This is a genomic window from Holdemanella hominis, assembly GCF_014306155.1.
Classification (GTDB): Bacteria; Bacillota_I; Bacilli_A; order Erysipelotrichales; family Erysipelotrichaceae; genus Holdemanella; species Holdemanella hominis.
This window is the reverse complement of sequence record NZ_JACRWH010000008.1, coordinates 1-17563: the sequence shown is the minus strand read 5'-3', so window position 1 is coordinate 17563 and position 17563 is coordinate 1. Positions and strand designations below refer to the sequence as shown.

Sequence of the window (17563 nt, the reverse complement as noted above, 5' to 3'; positions counted from 1 at the left end):
TCAAATCCCCCTTAGAGAATGATTGTATATAAAACACTAAATACCATGATATTTAATAATAGTGAATCTACACGATCTAAAACACCACCATGCCCTGGTAAAAGATTAGAAAAGTCTTTTACAGCAAAATGACGTTTAATAGCACTAAAACACAAATCTCCAAGTTCTGCAGTAATAGGACATACTAAACATAAGAATGTATTTAAAACTGGGTTTAAGTTTGATACGTAGCTAAAACTAACCACAAAACTTAATACAGAACCAAATACAATTCCTCCCACAAAACCTTCCCAACTCTTTTTAGGTGAGATCCTAGGATTCATTTTGTGCTTTCCAATAGCTCGACCCACAAAATAAGCTCCTGTATCACTTCCATATGTAGCAAAAACAATCGTCCATAGGTACTGATGTACGTTTGCGATTTGTCCTACCGCATGATAAACAAGGGAGAAAATTGTAACATATGAAATACACACAAAGGAATCTATGATTGAGTAGTTTTCAACAAAAACAACAAGACTCCATAAGAATACAACAATCAGTGTCATAACAACGAAAAAGTATTTATCCGGTAAAACCCTTGTTAAAACGACAGCTAAAGCACTGAGTGGAAGAACATATTTAGGCCAGCTTTTAAAATGTGGCTGAATATGCATCCATTCATATGCACCTGCACAAACAATAAATAAGGCAAGAGATTCTAACCAATATCCTCCAAGAGCTACTGGTAGTGCTACAACAAGAATGATACCTATAGCGGTAATTATTCTTTGTTTCATGAAGTTAAGCCTCCAAATCTGCGATCTCTTGAAGCGAATTCGTCTAGACAATCTTTTAATGCTTTTTCATCAAAATCAGGCCATGCGACTGGTGTAAAAATTAATTCCGCATAGGCGAGTTGCCACAACAAATAATTCGAAATACGAAGTTCTCCACTTGTACGAATCATCAGATCAATGTCTTCTGGTACAAATAAATATTTTGAGAACTCTTCCTCAGTTAAATCGTTTTCTCGTTTACCTTGAGCAACCTCATCCGCATATTTTTTCATACCAAGTAACATTTCTCTTCGCGAACCGTAATTAATGGCTAAACATAATTCTAATCCAGTATTATCCTTAGTCATATTTACAGCCTTATTAATTACATATTGTGTTGTTTGTGGGAATTTTTCTAATTCACCGGCAAAAGTCACACGAATGTTCTTTTCCATCAATTCATTAATAAATTTATTAAAAAATAATCCTGGTAATTTACATAAATAGGAAACTTCATCTTCTGGTCTTTTCCAGTTTTCTGTTGAAAAAGCATATAGAATCAATTTTTGAATTCCCATATCTTGTGCAGCTAAGGCCACAGTACGAATTGTATCCGCACCCTTTTTGTGTCCTGCCGTTCTTGGTAAGCCTCTTTTTTTGGCCCAACGACCATTACCATCCATAATTATAGCTACTGTTTTTGGTGCCATAAAAACCTCCTTTTTAAAAAAGTCCAAATCAAGTTTGGACTTAGACATTTAATATTTCTTTTTTCTTTGCTTCACAAATTGAATCAACATCTTTAATGTATTTGTCTGTTAATTTTTGTGATTCTTCTAATGTTTGTTTTTGTTCGTCTTCTGGAAGTTCTTTATCTTTTTTAATGGCATCGTTCGCATCACGACGTACGTTACGAATCGCAATCTTAGCTTCTTCACCATATTTTTGTGCATCTTTAGCTAATTCTTTACGACGATCTTCAGTTAATTGAGGAACTTGAATACGAATGACATCTGCTTCTGCTTGAGGATTCAATCCTAAGTTAGCAGCTTGAATTGCGTGTGCAATATCTTTAATGATTGAACGATCATAAGGTTTAATAACAAGTTGTGTACCTTCAACAACAGAAATCTGAGCCATCTGGTTGATTGGTGTCATTGCACCATAATATTCAACTTGTACACGTTCTAACATTTGTCCACTGGCACGTCCAGTACGGATTTGACGAAGGTTTGATTCTAAATTATCAATAACACCCATCATTTTTTCTTCTGCATTTAATAAAATATCACTCATTTTAATTCTCCTTATTTCTTTTTAGTGATTGTTGTACCGTTAACTTCACGGCGAACTGCTTTGACAATATTACCAGGTTCATTCATATTGAAAACAACTAAATCAATATCATTATCCATGCACATACTAATAGCTGTTGAGTCCATGACTTGTAAGCCCTCGTTTAATACGTCCATATAATTTAGTGTATCGTATTTCTTAGCATTTGGATTTTTCTTTGGATCTGAATCATAAACTCCATCAACACCATTTTTAGCCATTAAGATAACATCTGCATTGATTTCAGATGCACGTAATGCTGCAGTTGTATCTGTTGAGAAGTATGGAGAACCTGTACCAGCTCCAAAAATAACGATTCTTCCTTTTTCCAAGTGACGTAAAGCACGTCTTAAGATGAATGGTTCTGCAACCTTTTGCATTTCAACAGCTGTCTGCACTCGAGTTTGAACGCCTTCTTGTTCTAATGCATTTTGAACAGCTAAAGCGTTGATTACAGTACCTAACATACCCATATAATCGGCTTGAGCACGGTTCATTCCCATTTCAGCCATCATCTTACCACGAATGAAGTTGCCACCACCGACAACAATTGCCAATTCTACTCCTAATTTTTGTACTTCTTTTAACTCTTTTGCCAATCTTTTTAAGATTTCTGGATCAAAAGCAGCTTCAGGGCTAGATAAAGCTTCGCCACTTAATTTTAATAAAACACGTTTATACATACTATTGCTCCTTATTGAATTGTCACAACAATTATACACTATATTACGCTATTTAAAAAGAAAAACCCTTGGAATTTCCAAGGGTTTTAAAGTAAAAGATAAATTACTTAGCCATTTGAGCAGCAACTTCTTCAGCAAAGTTTTCTTCGCGTTTTTCGATACCTTCACCAGTTTGGAAACGTACGAAAGTTACTACTTCGGCTTTGTTGTCTTTCAAGAATTGAGAAACCTTAGTTTTAGGTTCTAAGAAATATTCTTGATCCAATAAGCATTGGTCTTTAAAGTGTTTGTCAACTTTTCCTTTTAAGATTCCTTCCAATACTTTTTCTGGCTTGTTAGCCATGTTAGGATCAGCCTTCATCATTTGTAATTGAAGTTCACGTTCGTGTTCAACTTCTTCACCTGGTACTTCAGCTTGAGATACATATTTTGGAGCCATACTAGCAACTTGCATTGCTAAGTTTTTAGCTACAGTAGCATCTTGAGTCCCTTTAACAACTACAACAGCAGAAATTGATCCACCCATGTGCATGTATGAACCGAAGATTTCATCATCTGCTTTTTCAATAACAGCAACACGACGGAAAGAAATTTTTTCTCCGATAGTAGCTGTAGCGTTGATGATTAAATCATTGATAGTTCCTTCAGCAGTTTGAATATTTAAAGCTTCTTCAGTTGTAGCAGGTTTGTTTGCAAGAATTGCTTCTTGTAAAGTATCCATTAAACCTAAGAATTGTTCGTTCTTACTTACGAAGTCAGTTTCTGAGTTAACTTCGAATAATACAGCAGTGTTTCCACTAACAGCAACACGAGTTAAACCTTCAGCAGCGATACGTCCTTCTTTTTTAGCTGATTTTGCGATTCCTTTTTCACGTAACCAGTCAACAGCTTTTGCAATGTCACCTTCACATTCAGTTAAGGCTTTTTTGCAATCCATCATACCAGCACCTGTTTTTTCGCGTAATTCTTTTACTTGAGCAGCAGTGATAGCCATTTTAGCATCCTCCTATATTTTTTATTATTCAGCAGCTTTTGCTTCTTCAGCTTTTGCAGCTGGTTTTACGTCATCATTTTTCTTATTGAAAGGACGACGGTTTTTACGTTCGAAGTTACGTTTTCTACGTTCTTCATTTCTTTGACGACGACGACGTTCGTTTTCAGCGATTTGTGCTTCAACATTTTTGATTACGTCTTCCATAGTTACATCATCTTCAGTTTCATCTAAGTAAGCCATTTCTAATAGACCACCCTTAGCATCAACGATAGCGTCTGCTAAGATTGTTGTAACTAATTTGATTGAGCGAACTGCATCATCATTAGAAGCGATTGCAAAATCAGCATCTTCTGGATCACAGTTTGTATCTAACATAGCGAATACAGGGATTCCTAATTTTTTAGCTTCAGCGATTGCATTGTGTTCTTCTTTTGGATCAATAACAACTAATGCATCTGGAAGTTTCTTCATTTCTTTGATTCCACCTAAAGAACCTTCCAATTTAGCTTTTTCTTTACGTAAGTTAGCTTGTTCCTTCTTAGTGTAAACTTCGATTTTTCCGCTAGCTTCCATTTCTTCGATTTCTACTAAACGTTTAATACGTTTTTGGATTGTACGGAAGTTTGTTAATAAACCACCTAACCAACGTTTGTTAACGTAGAAAGATCCTGAACGTAAAGCTTGTTCTTCAACAACTTCTGCAGCTTGTTTCTTTGTTCCTACGAACAATACTTTTCCTCCACGTTCGCTAATTGCTTTTAATTCATTGTAAGCAGCTTCGATTTGTGCTTGAGTTTGGTTTAAATCTACGATATAAACCCCGTTGCGACTTGTGTAGATGAATGGTTTCATCTTTGGGTTCCAACGGCGAGTCTGGTGACCAAAGTGAACACCGTTCTCTAACATTTTCTTCATTGATACGATTGACATAATAGTCCTACCTTTCCGTTTCTCCTCCATCATTTCAGACGCATGCAACACTAATGTGCACGGGCACACGAATCCATGATGTGTGTTATAAGCGCAATCACGCGCTTTTACATTATAGCAATAACCTTTTTAACTTGCAAGATGTTATTTTTCAAAAGGGTGCGCTTTTTTATAAACCTTCACTAACTGCGCTGTAGTCACATGCGTATAAATTTGTGTTGTTGATAAAGATGAATGTCCTAGTAACTCTTGAACAACACGAATATCCGCTCCATTATCTAATAAATGTGTCGCAAAACTATGTCTCAACATATGTGGATGCAATTTCATATGCATTCCAATGGCTTTGGCATGTTTATCCATTAAATACTGAATACCACGAGAAGTTAATTGTTTACTTCTTAAATTCACAAATACATGATCATCCACTGCATATTTTGACCAAAAACTATTTTTATATTCCCACAATTCTTTTTCAAAACCTTGATAAAAAGGTACAATGCGATCTTTATCCCCTTTACCTCGAATATGCACGATTCGATTGTTTAAATCAATTTGATTCCATTCCAATGCAACACATTCACTAACACGTAATCCACATGCATACATCATCGTAAATAATATGCGATCGCGATATTGATCTTCTTTGGCGTCATTATAAGAATTTAAAAATTCCTGAATTTCTTCTACAAATAAAAAATCTGGAATTTGTTTTGACTTCTTTGGTGTCTGTATTCCTAATAAAGGGTTTTCATTGATACCCATATACTCTGCCAAATACGCATAGAAAGAACGATATACACTCATTTTACGTGCAATCGAACTGGATTTTAAATGATCCAATGTAGCTAGAAAATTCATAAAAGTCAATCTATCACACGATTCAAAAGAATCAATAGATTGACTTAATAAATATTCTTTATATTGATTCAAATCATTTTTATACGATTCGATAGTTTTATCTGATTGCGTATTCTTTCGATATATATATTTTAGAAAACGATCAATCAACTCATCCATTGACTTGTTCCTGAATTTCTTGAATACGAGAAAGTGCCTGAGCAGCAAATTTTTCTTTACGCTCATGTTTCTTACATTTTTCGTTTAAATGCATAATGCCAAAGTTTGCATTCATTGGCTGGAAATGTTTTGGATCACAATGCGTAATATAGTATGCTTGTGAGCCCATCACACAAGTATTTCCAAAACAAATTGGTTCTTTACCTTGCATATACAACGACATATTGATTCCGGCAATCAATCCGGATGCACAAGATTCAACATAGCCTTCAACTCCAGTTAATTGTCCGGCAAAGAATAAATCATCACGTTTCTTTGATTGATATGTTTCTTTTAAAACAATTGGACTTGATAAATAAGAATTTCGATGCATAACACCATAACGAGTAATTTTCAAATTTTCTAATCCAGGAATCAAAGAGAAAACTCTTCTTTGTTCAGGCCAAGTTAAATGTGTCTGGAAACCAACAATATTGTACATACTTGCAGCTACATTATCTTGGCGTAACTGAACTACGGCAACTGGATGTGAATCCTTGTCTTTTTCCAATCCCACCGGCTTTAATGGCCCAAACAACATAGTCTTCTTTCCACGACGTGCCATTTCCTCAATGGGCATACAACCTTCAAAATATGTTTCTTTTTCAAAATCGTGCAAATTCACACATTCTGCATGAATCAATGCATCATAGAATACTTCAAATTCATCCGCATTCATCGGACAGTTGATATAACTTGCTTCACCTTTGTCATAGCGAGACTTATAGTAGGCTTTACTAAAATCAATCGAATCCTTTTCAATAATAGGTGCTGCTGCATCATAGAAATGGAAAGTATCTTCAGAAGTGAAATCATGTATAGCCTTCGCTAGAGAATCACTTGTCAAAGGTCCTGTTGCGATAATGCATGGTCCTTCTGGTAAAACTGTCATTTCTTCATTAACAACTTCGACCAATGGATGATTTTTGATTGTATCAGTAATATATTGTGAAAAAGTCTCACGATCAACTGCCAACGCACTTCCAGCTGGTACAGCATGCATATCTGCTGATTTCATAATCAATGAATCCATTTGGCGTAATTCCTCTTTTAAAATACCAACCGCATTATTCATCGCATTGGATCGAAGTGAATTCGAACACACAAGTTCCGCAAATCGATCTGTATGAAAGGCTGGACTTTCCTTTTTAGGACGCATTTCAATCAATCGAACCGGAATATTTCTTTTTACGAGCTGCCATGTTGCCTCACACCCGGCAAGTCCTGCTCCTACAACCGTAACTTGTTCCATTATTTATCTTCCTCTGTTTTCTTAGGTTCTTTTTTTATATAGTGGCATTTTGGATAATTTGAACAACCAATGAAAGTTGTCCCAAAACGTGATTTTCTTCTGACAAGCTCATGTCCACACTCCGGACAAATTTCACCTGTTGGCTCAGGTTTCGCCTTCTTTTTCAAAGATTCGATAGTTTTGCATTCCGGATAATTTGAACATGCCCAGAACTGGCCATAACGCCCTCTTTTAATCACCATCTTAGCTCCGCAGTTCGGACAGATTTTTTCTTCTTTTGCCTCTTCTGGAAGTTCTTCTTCATCATTTTCAGTGTAGCGACATGTTGGAAAGTTAATACAAGAAATAAACTTACCAAAACGACCATTACGATAAACAAGCTCTCCACCACATTCAGGGCAAGTACGTCCTACACGTTCTAATTCCTTCTTTGGCATTTTTTCATAGGCATCTTCTACAAGTGGAGCAAATTTATCATAGAATTTGTGCATGTAAGATACAGAGTCCTCGTTCCCTTCGGCAATTTCATCCAAAGTTTTTTCCATATCTGCCGTATATTCTACGTTAATGACACTTGAGAAATACTGTTGTAGTTTTTCATTTGTCAAAATTCCCTGCTCACTAGGAATAAATACCTTCGTCTTTGAAGTTTCACTTGTCTTTTCTAATGAGGCATAGCCACGTTTTTGTAAAGTATCAATAATTGTCGCATATGTACTTGGACGACCAATTGACTTTTCTTCAAGATCTTTAATCAGGCGTGCTTCTGTATAACGTGCTGGTGGTTCTGTAAAGTGCTGCTTTGAAGTTGGAGTTACATTTTTTAAAACTTCATTTTCTTCCATCTTAGGAAGTAAAGCATCGCTTTGTTTTTCATATTTAGAATATACTTTGTAGTAACCATCAAAAGTCATAGTTTGTCCGCTTGCACTAAATTCTAAATCGTTGTTTGTGATTTTAACACTGGTCACATCATATACAGCATCTTTCATTAAGGATGCCAAAGTACGCGCATAAATCAGTGAATATAAACGATATTGATCATTCGTTAAATGGTCTTTGATGGATTCTGGTGTACGATTAATGTTTGTTGGTCGAATGGCTTCATGTGCGTCCTGCGTATTTTTACCATTCTTTTGATGTACATGTCCAACATATTCTTTACCATATGTATTTGTGATGAATTCCTTGGCATCTGAAACGAAAATATCAGATAAACGTGTTGAGTCCGAACGCATATACGTGATCAAACCTTCCATATTTCCGCCTAGATCAATACCTTCATACATTTTTTGAGCTACACTCATTGTTTTCTTTGCGCCAAATCCTAATTTTGTACTGGCTTCCTGCTGCATAGTCGATGTTGTGAATGGAAGTTTAGGTTGTTTCTTTTTCTGCTTTTTAGAAATCGATGAAACAATATATTCTCCATTACATCTTTCTAACAATGCTTTAGCTTCTTCTTCATTTTTGATTTTAGGCTTTTTACCTTCAACCTTCACTAAATCTGCTTCAAATGCTTTATTCTGCTTTTTACATTGTGCATGAATCGTCCAATACTCTTCTTGTTTAAACGCCTTGATTTCATTTTCACGATCAACAATCAATTTCAACGCCACAGATTGCACACGTCCTGCAGATTTAGACTGGATTTTATTCTGCAGCAATTTACTGAGTTTAAACCCAATAATTCGATCTAACATACGACGTGTTTCTTGTGATTTCACAAGGTCCATATCAATTTTTCTTGGTTCTTTCATAGCTTCAAGAATTGCAGGTTTCGTGATTTCATGGAAAACAATACGATTATTGTCTTCTGTATTTAAATCTAATACACGTGCTAAATGCCATGCGATTGCTTCCCCTTCACGGTCCGGGTCACTGGCAAGATAGATATCTTGTGCTTTAGATGCGTACTCTTTTAATTCTTTCACTATTTCTTTTTTCTCTTTGCTAATTTTATATTTAGGTTCGAAATCATGATCTACATCAATTCCTAAACCTTCTTTTCCGCTTGTCGCCAAATCACATACATGGCCTTTGCTGGAAACAACTCTGTATTCTTTTCCTAAATATTTTTCAATCGTCTTCGATTTGGAAGGCGACTCCACAATAACTAAATGTTTTTTCATTTGTTCCCCCATATTCACGCTATATAAAACATTAAAAATTTCAATTTGTCAATCCTCAGATATCATCAATGTCTTTTATATCCACCAAAATATTGGCTCCATTACTAATCAAGTAGTTACATCCTTGATACTTTTTATCTTGAAAAGCTGTAGGCACACAATAAATAGGAACACTCAATTCAAGACATTCATTCACAGTAATCATTGTTCCACTTTTATAGGTTGCCTCAATCACAACTAAGTTGCTGCTTAAAGCGGCAATCAAGCGATTTCGCCATGGAAAGTGATAAGCCAAAGGCTTCACATGCATAGGATATTCACTAATGATCAATCCGCTTTTTTTTATCCTTTCAAATAAAAATGCGTTTTCCTTTGGATAAATCACATTAATTCCACAACCAAGCACACCAATTGTTTTTGATGCATTCAAATGGGCCCTGGCATCAATACCTTTGGCAAGCCCAGATACAATGACATACTTGGATTGGAGCCTTTGTACAATTGTATCCGTATTTTGCAGTGCCTGCGCTGAACAGTTTCTAGCTCCTACTATACCTACACCTTTTTCTTTCAACAAACAAACATTACCCTGATAAAAAATAATCCATGGCGGATATCTTAAATGTTTAAAGGCTTCCGGATACATCTCATCAACGATTGTAAGATAAGGATATGGATATGCAATGATGGAATAGTTTTCGTGTGCCTTTATCGCATTGCCAATTTTCTTCCAATCTCCATCATATTGGATGGCATACCATAAAATAGCTTCTCTTTTTATTCTCATATACTCATATACGAAAAAAAAGAGACTTTTAACTAAAAAAGTCTAATTTCTTCAAGTTTTTTTTACAGGGCCATAACTTCTTCGATAGAAATCCTGTAATCCATACTTGTTTAAAGCTTCAATATGCGCTTTTGTCGGATATCCTTTATGTTTGGCTAAACCATACTGTGGATACATTTCATCCAACTTTTTCATCCAGCGATCACGCGTAACTTTCGCTAAAATACTTGCCGCCGCAATAGACAATGATTTTTGATCTCCCTTCACAATAGCTTGGTAAGGTTTATCAATATCTGGTAATGGCATCGCATCACTCAACACAAAATCACATTGTGCTTTATTGGCAATCTCCATCATAGCTTCTTGTGTTGCACGATAGATATTTTTCCTATCAATCGTCTTTTCATCTACAACTAAAATTTGATAATACAAAGCATCCTGAATAATTGTTTTAAACAACTCTTCACGCTTTTTTTCACTCAATTTTTTAGAATCATCAATTAACGCATTTTGATATCCCTTTGGAAAGATAACTCCTGCTACCATCAATGGACCGGCAATAGGGCCTCGCCCTGCTTCGTCCATACCAAGTACACTTTGATTTTGATCCCAGTAATCATTGTCCAAAGGTCTATCCAACATGTGGTTTCTCCCAAGTAATCAAGCCACACTTATTTTCACGAATATCTTTGACAAAACTTAACATCAAACGATTTTCATCAATTTCACCCTTTAATAAATAACCACGTTTTATGGCGATATTCTGTAATGTTTCATAAGGCGTATCCGCAATCTTGACATGATATACTATATCAAAGATTTCAGGTTTTTCCTGCATTAAATATTCACACGCAAATAATGCCAAATCGTCCATATTTACAACTTGATCTTTTACTGAACCCAATAGAGCAAGTTTTAGACCTACTTGTTGATCTTCAAATTTTGGCCATAATACACCCGGCGTATCTAATAGCTCAAGTGTTTGACCTACTTTAATCCATTGAAGACTCTTTGTTACGCCTGGACGGTCACCAGTTTGCGCCGCTTTACGTTTCGCAAACGTATTAATAAATGTGCTTTTACCTACGTTAGGAATTCCACACACCATGGCACGCAAAGCTCTAGGCTTCATTCCTCTACGTTTTTGTCTTTCAATTAAATTGATACATAATTCGTTCGATGCCTTAATCAATTGTTTCGAGAAATTTTCATGAATAAAATCCAATGCTAATACTTTTTGATTCTCTGTTTCTAAGGCATTTACCCATTGTTTGGTAAGTTCTTTATCAGCCTTATCTTTTTTTGATAAAAGAATCAAACGCGGTTTATTTTGAATCAATTGATCCAACATTGGATTCTTACTGGAATCTGGCATTCTTGCATCACGAATCTCAATCACAAAATCAACTTTTTTTAAATTCTCTTCCATTTGCCTTTTGGCCTTGGTCATATGACCTGGAAACCATTGTACGTTTGCCACTAATCTTTCACTCCTATATCTGAAATTGGTAACAAGACTAACATCTTCTTGGCAAAGATCTGTGATTTCTTAACAGGACCTACATAGCGTGAATCTTTAGATTTAGGGCGATTATCTCCCATCACAAAATATTCATCATCGCCTAATGTAACTTCTTTAAAATCAATTACTCTGTTCTCATTTTCAGGATTGTAATTTCTTTTATTGTCCCCTACATCAGAATTCTCTACTTGATTAAAGTAACCTATTTTATCAATCCACGATTGACGGTAATCTGGATCAATATATTTAGTCTCATCCAATACTTTTCCATTAATATATACAACATCATTTACACAGCTTACAGTTTCACCTGGTAAGCCTATTACACGTTTTACCCAATGTGTTTTCTGTCCCTCTTCTTCCATGGTTACAACGACTATATCCCCTCGTTCTACACCATTTAATAATACACCCCCAACATTGGTAAATCCAAATTCACCATCTTTCAATGTTGGATACATACTTTCTCCATCTACACGAACTGGATGTGCCACAAAGTTCACAAACAATAAAATCACAATGGCACTAATGACAAACACTTTAACAAAATCAAGTATATCTTCTAGTAAAGTACGTTCGTCATCTTCATTGTACCTTAGCTCGTTTTTCTTTGACTTCTTCATATAATCTCTAACCCCCTAAATGTTATAAATCTATTATAAAGCTATTTAGAAAAAAAAGCCTGAAAATCAGACTTTTTTTAAACAATTAACGAACTTCTTTTAAACGAGCAGCTTTACCTGAACGGTTACGTAAGTAAGATAACTTGTTACGACGTACTTTACCGTGACGAACTACTTCAATGTGGTCAATGATTGGTGAGTGTAAAGGGAATTTACGTTCAACACCAATTTGGTTAGAAATCTTACGAACTGTGAATGTTTCAGAGATTCCTCCACCTGCACGTTCAATTACAACACCTTCGAATACCTGGATACGGCTCTTGTCACCTTCTTTGATTTTAACGTGAACACGAACAGTACTACCAGAACGGAATGCTGGAATATCAGTCTTCAATTGTGATTTTGTTACTTCATTAACTAATCCTAAGTTCATTTTCTTTTCTCCTTCTTTTCTAATATTTGGTTATCAGTTCATTCACACAATGTGCCAGCGGAACTACCTATGCGTAAACGCCTATTAATATTACCATGTCAATAGATTTTGCGCAAGAATTATTTTTTGATTTTTAATACTGAATCGACTACTTTTTGATCTTCTTTATTTAAATTTAAATTTTCTAATAAATCCGGACGATACATCGCTGTTCTTTTTAAAGACTCTTCATGTCTATACTTCTTGATGTTCGCATGATGACCACTCAATAATACATCTGGAACTCTTTTTCCATCATAGATTTCTGGCCTAGTATATTGAGGATATTCTAAAAGTCCATTTGAGAAAGAATCATCATCACTGGAATCTTGGCGAATAACACCCGGTAAAATACGTAATATGCAATCGCACATGACCATACATGCACTTTCACCACCAGTTAGTACAAAGTCACCTAAAGACATTTGAATATCTACATAATCACGAATTCGTTCATCAAATCCTTCATAGTGACCACAAATAAAAATTAAATGTTCCTTTAAAGATAATTCCTTTGCGATGGATTGATTAAATGTCTTACCTTGAGGTGTCAATAAAATAACTGTACTATTTTCTGTACGAATGGATTCTAATGCATCTAATATAGGCTGACACATTAATACCATTCCCGCACCACCACCATATGGTGTATCATCCACGTGTCCATGTTTTTCTTTTGTGAACTGACGAAAATCGATGGTTTCAAACTCAAATAAATCTTTTTCTTTGGCACGCTTTAAAATACTTGTTGTCATTAAAGGTTCAAAGTATTCTGGAAATAATGTTAATACAGATATTTTCATCGTAAGCCTTCCATTTCACGAATTGTGATTTCATGAGCTTCTTTGTTCACATCAACAATAAATGCGGGTACAAAAGGCAATAAGAAATTATTTTCCTTTGATTTTACACGAAGTACTAGATTGGCTCCTGTTTCTAAAATATCCACAACTTCTCCAAGCTTTTCTTTTTCCTCGTTATAAACTGTACAATGCATCAATTCATGATAATAATATTGTCCGTCTTCAAGTTCAGGCAAATCCTCTTGGGCAATAAATAGATTCTTTGTCTTCAACAATTCAGCTTTTTCAATTGAATCTACCCCTTCAAAGTAACAATAGCCAAAACCCTTTTGTTCGCGATAACGCACAACGGTTAATGTACGACCATCTTCTAAATGTAATACTCTACCTTTTTCAAAACGATGCTGCGGATCATCTGTCACAAGATACAATTTACATTCACCCTTAAGTCCATGAGTATTAATGATTTGAGCTACTTTTATCATATGTTCCTCCTAAAAAAATCAGGATGTGAAATCACATCCTAATACGCTTCAAATTTTACTGAAATTCTTTTGTGTACATCACGCGCCGCAATAGACATCATTTGACGAATACTACTAGCCATAATTCCCTTACGGCCAATTAAACGTGCAACATCTTCACTATTGGCATATACATACAATAAAATTTCATTTTCATTTGTAGTTGCCATTGTTTTTACAGATAATGCTTTTTGATCATCTACAAGTGGTAAACAAATGTCTAATAATGTTTTTTCTAAATCAATCATTATTTTGAACTTTTAGCTTCGTGCATTTCTTTTAAAACACCTTCGTGTGATAAAATTGAACGAACTGTATCAGTTGGTTGTGCACCGTTGCTTAACCATTTCTTTGCTAATTCTTTGTCTAAAGTCACTTTTTCTTCAGCTTTAGTTGGGTTGTAAGTACCAATTTGTTCGATAAAACGACCATCACGAGGACTACGTGAATCAGCAGCTACTATACGGTAGAAAGGAGCTCCCTTTTTACCCATTCTTTTTAAACGTAATTTAACCATATTTAAATTCCTACCTTTTCTAATTTATTAAAGCTCATAAAGAATAACATGAATAAAAAAGGGTGTCAAGTATTTTTACTTTACACCTTAATTTTTTTATTTTTTCTTCTTTTTCTTTTTTGGTTTCTGTTTTTTACTACCAGAATGCTTTGACATTCCAGGCATTCCGCCTCCACGCTGCATATTCTGTAGTGCAGCCATATCAGGAAGTTTTACCTTACCACTCATCATCTTTGTCATCATTTGCATCTGTTCTAATTGATTAATCAAACGATTGACATCCATGACTTTAACTCCGGCACCCTTCGCTATACGATTCTTTCTTGATGCTTTTAAACATGATGGATTTTCACGTTCATATTCTGTCATCGATAAAATAATGGCTTCACTCTTTTTCATCTGTGAATTCATTTTTTCATCATCTAAATTTTTAGCAACCTTATTAATACCAGGAATCATATTCATCATTTTCTGCATAGATCCCATTTTAGAAACCTGACCTAATTGTGCTAATAAATCATTGAATGTAAAAACACCCTGTTTCATACGTTCAGCCGTTTTTTTCTGAACTTCAATATCTAATTTATCTTGAGCCTGCTCAACTAAAGTGACAATATCTCCCATTCCCAAGATACGATCTGCCATACGATCTGGGTGGAACTCTTCTAAGTCATCTACTTTTTCACCATTTGACACAAATAATACAGGTACGTTTGTGATAGAACGAACTGATAACAATCCACCACCACGTGCATCGCCATCCATTTTTGTAACGATCAATCCTGTTACAGATAATTGTTCATTAAATTCTTTTGCGACAGTCACAATATCTTGACCTGTCATCGCATCTACAGTTAATAAAATTTCATCAGGAACAACAAGATCCTTCATTTGTTGAAGTTCCTGCATTAATGCTTCATCAATGTGTAAACGACCAGCCGTATCGAAGATCACTAAATCTTTTTGACGATCTTTCGCATAGGCCAATGCCTGTCTTGCTGTTTCAACCGCAGATGTTTCTGGTCCACAAGTAAATACTTCTACATCAATACTTTTTCCTAATGTCTGTAACTGCTCAATAGCTGCAGGACGCACAACGTCACATGCTACTAATAAAACACGACGTGCTAATTTGTTTTTGCAGTAATTCGCAATCTTTGCACTTGCTGTTGTTTTACCAGTACCCTGTAAACCAACCATCATAACCGTAGTCATGCCTTGCTTTTTAAAGTGAATACGAGCATCTTCTTCACCTAATAATACTTGCAATTCATCATGTACGATTTTAACAACCATTTGACTAGGATTTAAAGAATCTAATACTTCTTGTCCTAGTGCTTTTTCTTTTACGTTTTCGACAAAGCTCTTTACTACTTCGTAATTAACATCTGCCTCTAATAATGACATGCGCACTTCTTTTAACATGTCATTCATATTTTTCTCAGTCAGTTTTCCCTGTCCTGAAATATTTTTAAATGCTTTATTTAAACGTTCACTTAATGATTCAAATGCCATAAATTATAATCTCCCCAAACTGTTATAAGTTTATCTAATTTTTATTTAAATTACAATGGAAGGCCAGTCGACTTTGTCCATTTTTTAAATAAATTGTACCCACATGTTTAAATCCATGCTTCAACATGAAATTTTGCATGGGCTTGTTGTCCACATGTGTGTCCATCCGAATATTATCAATCTTAGATTCACAATATTCTAAAACGATATCAGCCATATGCTTTTTTAAACCTCGTGTTGCGATACGATGAATAACACCATACGGTTCATCATTTAGCCATTGGCCATCATATATTTTATTGTAACAAGGATCAATACCACAATAAAACACAAAGCTGGCTTGAATTCCATCTTCATCTACTAAAACATACATTTCTTTTTTTTCAATATCCTCAGTCAATATTTCTCTTGATGGATATCCATTTGTCCATTGATTTGTATTTCCTGTAGAAACCATGAATTTTCTAGCTCGTTCATAGATTTCTAATAAAACAGGCATATCCTCTAGAGTTGCCTTGCGAATTAATTCTCTTGCCATTTTAAAGACCATCCAAACTTTACACATGCGATGAAACGCCATACAATATATCCAATACGATAGAATATGTTAATTTTTGACCAATCAATTACAGCCGGTACATAGACAGGTTGTTCTTTTCTAGAATAGAAAAAAATCAAAGTATATAGAATTACCATATCACTATTATAAAAATTAATATCGTAATAAAAATTTTCTTTAGGAAACAATTGATGTAAACAAAGCTCCTGATATTCATAGGCTGCGCGCATTTCATACGCCTGTACAAGATCCATGTGATCGGTTAAAGATTCTGGACGTTTAACGTAATGATAATAACAGTTAGGTATTATTGAAACGCGTTTTGCGTTATAGATTGCTTTAAAAACTGTGTACGTATCTTCGAATCCCTTTTTCTTATCTGGAAATTTAACGTCTTTAAAACAAGAAGCCGCATATAGTTTTCCCCAAGGGTAATTATTAATACCTTTATTTTGACTCAATGCTCTTAATGCAGATAAAGAATCCATGTTTTTTTTACGCATTGGACTCACTGGTATTGATAATCCTTTATACTCAATATGGTATCCACAAGTAACAATCTCACTATGCGTTCTAATAGCTTCATTTATCATTTTTTCAATCATATGCGGATTTACATAATCATCACTATCAACAAACAAATAATAATCCCCAGTTGCCTTTTCTAATGCTCGATTTCGAGTTGTAGAAATACCAGCATTTTCATAGCTATAAACATGAATAAAGTCATAATTAGAAGCATATAATTCGGCAATATCCAATGATGAATCTGTAGTTCCATCATTAATAATAATGATTTCTATATTTTTGTATGTCTGTATAAGAATAGATTCCAGACATTTCGATAAATATTTTTCCACATTGTATACTGGAATCAATATACTCACTTTATACATGAACGGCCTCCTTAAATGCCATAATACAATATCCCTTTGTAAAGAAAATATCAAATTTATATATAAGAATCAACAAAAATCTAAAAAAAAAGGACCCGGCAGCTAGCTATCTTCGCAGGGGCAAGCCCAACTATTGTCGCCGTGAAAGTGCTTAACTTCTGAGTTCGGGATGAGTTCAGGTGTGTCCACTTTGCTATCGCCA

At 35.0% G+C, this 17563-nt stretch carries 21 protein-coding genes and 1 rRNA gene; all 22 read right to left on the bottom strand.

Translation table 11 applies throughout. The features are described 5' to 3' along the window. Positions 1 to 11: 11 nt before the first annotated feature. Positions 12 to 779, bottom strand: coding sequence for a phosphatidate cytidylyltransferase (locus tag H8911_RS03665; RefSeq protein ID WP_117925387.1), 768 nt, complete (start codon positions 777 to 779; stop codon positions 12 to 14). Beyond that, positions 776 to 1468, bottom strand: coding sequence for an undecaprenyl pyrophosphate synthase (uppS, locus tag H8911_RS03660; RefSeq protein WP_255466273.1), 693 nt, complete (start codon positions 1466 to 1468; stop codon positions 776 to 778). The genes H8911_RS03665 and uppS overlap by 4 nt, the downstream gene beginning before the upstream one ends. Positions 1469 to 1508: 40 nt before the next feature. Next, complete coding sequence (gene frr / locus H8911_RS03655) at positions 1509 to 2054, bottom strand: ribosome recycling factor (RefSeq protein ID WP_186998734.1); 546 nt, start codon at positions 2052 to 2054, stop codon at positions 1509 to 1511. Positions 2055 to 2065: 11 nt separating this feature from the next. After that, positions 2066 to 2776, bottom strand: a complete 711-nt coding sequence (gene pyrH, locus H8911_RS03650) for a UMP kinase (protein ID WP_003865905.1) — start codon at positions 2774 to 2776, stop codon at positions 2066 to 2068. 103 nt (positions 2777 to 2879) lie between these two features. Further along, entirely contained in the window at positions 2880 to 3770 is an 891-nt protein-coding gene (gene tsf, locus H8911_RS03645; protein WP_186998733.1) for a translation elongation factor Ts, read from the bottom strand. Between the two features lie 24 nt (positions 3771 to 3794). Next, complete coding sequence (gene rpsB / locus H8911_RS03640; protein ID WP_117925395.1) at positions 3795 to 4700, bottom strand: 30S ribosomal protein S2; 906 nt, start codon at positions 4698 to 4700, stop codon at positions 3795 to 3797. 144 nt (positions 4701 to 4844) lie between these two features. Beyond that, complete coding sequence (gene xerA / locus H8911_RS03635) at positions 4845 to 5720, bottom strand: site-specific tyrosine recombinase/integron integrase (protein WP_117925397.1); 876 nt, start codon at positions 5718 to 5720, stop codon at positions 4845 to 4847. Continuing rightward, complete coding sequence (trmFO, locus tag H8911_RS03630) at positions 5713 to 7011, bottom strand: methylenetetrahydrofolate--tRNA-(uracil(54)-C(5))-methyltransferase (FADH(2)-oxidizing) TrmFO (RefSeq protein ID WP_217256262.1); 1299 nt, start codon at positions 7009 to 7011, stop codon at positions 5713 to 5715. Before trmFO ends, xerA begins: the two co-directional genes overlap by 8 nt. Continuing rightward, complete coding sequence (topA, locus tag H8911_RS03625) at positions 7011 to 9143, bottom strand: type I DNA topoisomerase (RefSeq protein WP_117925402.1); 2133 nt, start codon at positions 9141 to 9143, stop codon at positions 7011 to 7013. The genes trmFO and topA overlap by 1 nt, the downstream gene beginning before the upstream one ends. Positions 9144 to 9198: 55 nt before the next feature. Next, positions 9199 to 9930 carry a DNA-processing protein DprA gene (gene dprA / locus H8911_RS03620; protein WP_186998732.1) on the bottom strand — a complete coding sequence of 244 codons (732 nt, stop codon included), beginning with the start codon at positions 9928 to 9930 and terminating at the stop codon, positions 9199 to 9201. Between the two features lie 51 nt (positions 9931 to 9981). Further along, the gene (gene rnhB / locus H8911_RS03615; RefSeq protein WP_186998731.1) at positions 9982 to 10572 is read right to left on the bottom strand and encodes a ribonuclease HII; all 591 of its coding nucleotides are present in this window, start codon (positions 10570 to 10572) and stop codon (positions 9982 to 9984) included. Further along, positions 10562 to 11410, bottom strand: a complete 849-nt coding sequence (ylqF, locus tag H8911_RS03610; protein ID WP_186998730.1) for a ribosome biogenesis GTPase YlqF — start codon at positions 11408 to 11410, stop codon at positions 10562 to 10564. The genes rnhB and ylqF overlap by 11 nt, the downstream gene beginning before the upstream one ends. Beyond that, a complete protein-coding gene (gene lepB / locus H8911_RS03605) occupies positions 11410 to 12075 on the bottom strand; it encodes a signal peptidase I (protein ID WP_186998729.1) in 666 nt (221 codons plus the stop codon). The genes ylqF and lepB overlap by 1 nt, the downstream gene beginning before the upstream one ends. Before the next feature lie 85 nt (positions 12076 to 12160). Then, positions 12161 to 12508: a 50S ribosomal protein L19 gene (gene rplS, locus H8911_RS03600; RefSeq protein WP_117571589.1), complete on the bottom strand. Its 348-nt coding sequence runs from the start codon at positions 12506 to 12508 to the stop codon at positions 12161 to 12163. Positions 12509 to 12627: 119 nt separating this feature from the next. Further along, positions 12628 to 13350 carry a tRNA (guanosine(37)-N1)-methyltransferase TrmD gene (gene trmD, locus H8911_RS03595; RefSeq protein ID WP_117925412.1) on the bottom strand — a complete coding sequence of 241 codons (723 nt, stop codon included), beginning with the start codon at positions 13348 to 13350 and terminating at the stop codon, positions 12628 to 12630. Further along, complete coding sequence (rimM, locus tag H8911_RS03590) at positions 13347 to 13835, bottom strand: ribosome maturation factor RimM (RefSeq protein WP_186998728.1); 489 nt, start codon at positions 13833 to 13835, stop codon at positions 13347 to 13349. Before rimM ends, trmD begins: the two co-directional genes overlap by 4 nt. A 38-nt stretch (positions 13836 to 13873) precedes the next feature. Next, positions 13874 to 14122: a KH domain-containing protein gene (locus H8911_RS03585; protein WP_003865918.1), complete on the bottom strand. Its 249-nt coding sequence runs from the start codon at positions 14120 to 14122 to the stop codon at positions 13874 to 13876. Beyond that, the gene (gene rpsP / locus H8911_RS03580; RefSeq protein ID WP_117571593.1) at positions 14122 to 14391 is read right to left on the bottom strand and encodes a 30S ribosomal protein S16; all 270 of its coding nucleotides are present in this window, start codon (positions 14389 to 14391) and stop codon (positions 14122 to 14124) included. Before rpsP ends, H8911_RS03585 begins: the two co-directional genes overlap by 1 nt. Before the next feature lie 96 nt (positions 14392 to 14487). After that, on the bottom strand, positions 14488 to 15906 hold the full coding sequence (gene ffh / locus H8911_RS03575; protein ID WP_186998727.1) for a signal recognition particle protein: 1419 nt from the start codon (positions 15904 to 15906) through the stop codon (positions 14488 to 14490). A 34-nt stretch (positions 15907 to 15940) separates the two neighbouring features. Beyond that, positions 15941 to 16444 (bottom strand): GNAT family N-acetyltransferase, encoded by a 504-nt coding sequence (locus tag H8911_RS03570; RefSeq protein WP_117925418.1) that lies wholly within the window; start codon positions 16442 to 16444, stop codon positions 15941 to 15943. Further along, complete coding sequence (locus tag H8911_RS03565) at positions 16429 to 17361, bottom strand: glycosyltransferase family 2 protein (RefSeq protein WP_186998726.1); 933 nt, start codon at positions 17359 to 17361, stop codon at positions 16429 to 16431. The genes H8911_RS03570 and H8911_RS03565 overlap by 16 nt, the downstream gene beginning before the upstream one ends. Before the next feature lie 93 nt (positions 17362 to 17454). Then, positions 17455 to 17563 (bottom strand): 5S ribosomal RNA (gene rrf / locus H8911_RS03560); the annotation flags it as partial.

Excerpts from the sequence above, each read along its gene's own strand:
- H8911_RS03585 (WP_003865918.1), bottom strand. The coding sequence starts at position 14,122 with ATGATTGATTTAGAAAAAACATTATTAGACATTTGTTTACCACTTGTA.
- lepB (WP_186998729.1), bottom strand. The coding sequence starts at position 12,075 with ATGAAGAAGTCAAAGAAAAACGAGCTAAGGTACAATGAAGATGACGAA.
- rimM (WP_186998728.1), bottom strand. The coding sequence starts at position 13,835 with ATGATAAAAGTAGCTCAAATCATTAATACTCATGGACTTAAGGGTGAA.
- rplS (WP_117571589.1), bottom strand. The coding sequence starts at position 12,508 with ATGAACTTAGGATTAGTTAATGAAGTAACAAAATCACAATTGAAGACT.
- H8911_RS03570 (WP_117925418.1), bottom strand. The coding sequence starts at position 16,444 with ATGGCAAGAGAATTAATTCGCAAGGCAACTCTAGAGGATATGCCTGTT.
- trmFO (WP_217256262.1), bottom strand. The coding sequence starts at position 7,011 with ATGGAACAAGTTACGGTTGTAGGAGCAGGACTTGCCGGGTGTGAGGCA.
- rpsB (WP_117925395.1), bottom strand. The coding sequence starts at position 4,700 with ATGTCAATCGTATCAATGAAGAAAATGTTAGAGAACGGTGTTCACTTT.
- rnhB (WP_186998731.1), bottom strand. The coding sequence starts at position 10,572 with ATGTTGGATAGACCTTTGGACAATGATTACTGGGATCAAAATCAAAGT.
- uppS (WP_255466273.1), bottom strand. The coding sequence starts at position 1,468 with ATGGCACCAAAAACAGTAGCTATAATTATGGATGGTAATGGTCGTTGG.
- trmD (WP_117925412.1), bottom strand. The coding sequence starts at position 13,350 with ATGAAAATATCTGTATTAACATTATTTCCAGAATACTTTGAACCTTTA.
- topA (WP_117925402.1), bottom strand. The coding sequence starts at position 9,143 with ATGAAAAAACATTTAGTTATTGTGGAGTCGCCTTCCAAATCGAAGACG.
- tsf (WP_186998733.1), bottom strand. The coding sequence starts at position 3,770 with ATGGCTATCACTGCTGCTCAAGTAAAAGAATTACGCGAAAAAACAGGT.
- pyrH (WP_003865905.1), bottom strand. The coding sequence starts at position 2,776 with ATGTATAAACGTGTTTTATTAAAATTAAGTGGCGAAGCTTTATCTAGC.
- H8911_RS03565 (WP_186998726.1), bottom strand. The coding sequence starts at position 17,361 with ATGTATAAAGTGAGTATATTGATTCCAGTATACAATGTGGAAAAATAT.
- xerA (WP_117925397.1), bottom strand. The coding sequence starts at position 5,720 with ATGGATGAGTTGATTGATCGTTTTCTAAAATATATATATCGAAAGAAT.
- H8911_RS03665 (WP_117925387.1), bottom strand. The coding sequence starts at position 779 with ATGAAACAAAGAATAATTACCGCTATAGGTATCATTCTTGTTGTAGCA.
- dprA (WP_186998732.1), bottom strand. The coding sequence starts at position 9,930 with ATGAGAATAAAAAGAGAAGCTATTTTATGGTATGCCATCCAATATGAT.
- ffh (WP_186998727.1), bottom strand. The coding sequence starts at position 15,906 with ATGGCATTTGAATCATTAAGTGAACGTTTAAATAAAGCATTTAAAAAT.
- rpsP (WP_117571593.1), bottom strand. The coding sequence starts at position 14,391 with ATGGTTAAATTACGTTTAAAAAGAATGGGTAAAAAGGGAGCTCCTTTC.
- frr (WP_186998734.1), bottom strand. The coding sequence starts at position 2,054 with ATGAGTGATATTTTATTAAATGCAGAAGAAAAAATGATGGGTGTTATT.